3 protein-coding genes are annotated in these 2,237 nt (G+C 77.2%); 2 read left to right on the top strand and 1 reads right to left on the bottom strand.

Features of this window, described 5'->3' with window-relative positions; genetic code table 11:
• Positions 1-115 precede the first annotated feature (115 nt).
• Positions 116-814, top strand: a complete 699-nt coding sequence (locus ACFV0G_RS29550) for a hypothetical protein (protein ID WP_380554667.1) — start codon at positions 116-118, stop codon at positions 812-814.
• A 13-nt stretch (positions 815-827) separates the two neighbouring features.
• Here ACFV0G_RS29550 and ACFV0G_RS29545 read toward each other — a convergent pair whose 3' ends face one another.
• Positions 828-1,058 carry an antitoxin gene (locus tag ACFV0G_RS29545; RefSeq protein ID WP_380554664.1) on the bottom strand — a complete coding sequence of 77 codons (231 nt, stop codon included), beginning with the start codon at positions 1,056-1,058 and terminating at the stop codon, positions 828-830.
• A 141-nt stretch (positions 1,059-1,199) separates the two neighbouring features.
• Here ACFV0G_RS29545 and miaA point away from each other — a divergent pair, with 141 nt between their 5' ends.
• Positions 1,200-2,132, top strand: coding sequence for a tRNA (adenosine(37)-N6)-dimethylallyltransferase MiaA (gene miaA / locus ACFV0G_RS29540; protein ID WP_380554661.1), 933 nt, complete (start codon positions 1,200-1,202; stop codon positions 2,130-2,132).
• The last annotated feature ends 105 nt before the right edge of the window (positions 2,133-2,237 follow it).

Raw genomic sequence — 2,237 nt, 5'->3', positions numbered from 1 at the left:
GCGGCCCCGGGCTGCGGATCCGACTCACGCCCCGCGTCCACGGGGGCGGCCCGGCGGCCGCCCCCGTCGCGCCCCTTCCCGGGCGGCGCCGCGGGCCCGCACTAGAGTGATCACCATGCTGGTTGCCGCTGCCGTGTGCCCCTGTCCGCCGCTGATCGTCCCGGAGGTGGCGTCGGGCGCCGCCGCCGAGCTGGACGGGCTGCGGGCCGCCTGCGCCGAGGCCGTCGGCGGCCTGCTGGACTCCGGGGCCGAACTGGTCGTCCTGGTCGGTGCAGGCCCCAGGGCCGAGGTCTGGACGGAGGGCGGGGCCGGCTCCTTCCGCCGCTACGGGGTGGACCTCGCGGTGCGGCTGCCCGCGGCCGGCGTCCAGGGCCCCGAGCTCGCGCCTTCCCTCACCGTGGGGGCCTGGCTGCTGGCCGAGGCCGGCGCCGCGCTGCCGACCCACGCCTGCGCCGTCCGCCCCGACACCGCCCCCGAGCGGCTGGCCGGCCTCGGCCGGGGCCTGGCCGAGCTCGCCGACCGGGTCGGCCTGCTCGTGCTGGGCGGCGGCAGCGCCTGCCGCTCGGTCAAGGCGCCGGGCTACTTCGACGAGCGCGCCGCGGCGTACGACGCGGCCGCCGCCGCGGCCCTGGCGGCCGCCGACACGGCCGCGCTGGCCGCCCTCGACCCGCAGCTGTCCGCCGAGCTCGGGGCCGACGGGCGGGCGCCCTGGCAGGTGCTGGCCGGCGCCGCGGAGGGCGCCGGCCTGACCGGGCGGCTGCACTACGACGAGGCGCCGTACGGGGTCGGCTACCTGGTGGCCTCCTGGAGCTGAGCGCTCCCGCCGCTCAGGAGTGCCCGTCCGGGCCGGGCCTGGTCGCGAACTCGTCGACCGCGTGCTTGGCCTTGGCCGTGGTGTGCTCGATCTTCTCGCTGTACTTGTGCTTGGTGGCCTTGTCGACCGCGTGGCCGGTCTTGTCGACGACGTCGTCGATCTTCTCGTTGTGCTTGCCGGCCAGCTCGCTCGCCCTGTCCTTGAGCTCGTCGGCCTTGCCCTTGAGCGTGTCCTTCAGACCCATCGCGCGTCTCCTCGTCCGGTGGGGCTCCCCCCATCTCCTCCAACGCTCGGTTGTGCCCGGTTGTTCTCCCGGGCAAACCGGGACGAACCGGTCGTATCCACTGCCGTCCGGGCGCCCCGGCCGATTTGGGAGACTGGACGGGTGAGCAGCCCTACCCCCACCCCGCCCCGCGTCGTCTCGGTGGTCGGCGCGACCGCCGCCGGCAAGTCGGACCTCGCCGTCGCCCTCGCCCGCGCCCTCGGCGGCGAGGTGGTCAACACCGACTCGATGCAGCTCTACCGGGGCATGGACATCGGCACCGCCAAGCTCACCGTCGCCGAGCGCGGCGGCGTGCCGCACCACCTGCTCGACATCTGGGACGTCACCGAGGCCGCCAGCGTCGCGGAGTACCAGCGCCTGGCCCGTGCCGAGATGGACCGGCTGCTCGCGGCCGGCCGCACGCCGGTCCTGGTCGGCGGCTCCGGGCTGTACGTCCGGGCGGCGATCGACGAGATGGAGTTCCCGGGCACCGACCCGGACGTCCGGGCCCGGCTGGAGGCGGAGCTCGCCGAGGCGGGCCCCGGTGCGCTGCACGGCCGGCTGGCCGGCCTGGACCCGGCCGCGGCCGCGGCGATCCTGCCCAGCAACGGCCGCCGCATCGTCCGCGCGCTGGAGGTCATCGAGATCACCGGCCTGCCGTTCACCGCCAACCTGCCCGGGCACACCGCGGTGTACGACGCGGTGCAGATCGGCGTCCGGGTGCCGCGCCCCGAACTCGACGAGCGGATCGAGCTGCGGGTCGACCGTATGTGGGAGGCCGGACTCCTGGACGAGGTAAGGGAGTTGGAGAAGGCCGGGCTGCGCGGCGGGAAGACCGCCTCGCGGGCGCTCGGCTACCAGCAGGTGCTCGCCTTCTTCGCCGGCGACTGCACCGAGGACGAGGCCCGCGCCGAGACGGTCCGGGCCACCCGCAAGTTCGCCCGGCGCCAGGAGGCGTGGTTCCGCCGGGACGACCGCATCCACTGGCTGGACCGGCCGGCCGGCGCCGACCCGGTGGAGCTGCTGGACCGCGCCCTGGCGCTCGTCCGCGGCTGATCCCGGCCCCGCCGACCGGCCTCCGCGGCCCCCCGCGCCCCGCCGGCGGCGCGCGGCCCCCCCGGGCCGCGCGGGGGCCGCGGGGGGGGGGGGCCGGCCCCCGGC

The organism is Kitasatospora sp. NPDC059571 (assembly GCF_042735675.1).
Classification (GTDB): Bacteria; Actinomycetota; Actinomycetes; order Streptomycetales; family Streptomycetaceae; genus Kitasatospora.
This window is presented reverse-complemented; position numbering and strand designations above follow the sequence as displayed.

Excerpts from the sequence above, each read along its gene's own strand:
- ACFV0G_RS29550 (WP_380554667.1), top strand. The coding sequence starts at position 116 with ATGCTGGTTGCCGCTGCCGTGTGCCCCTGTCCGCCGCTGATCGTCCCG.
- ACFV0G_RS29545 (WP_380554664.1), bottom strand. The coding sequence starts at position 1,058 with ATGGGTCTGAAGGACACGCTCAAGGGCAAGGCCGACGAGCTCAAGGAC.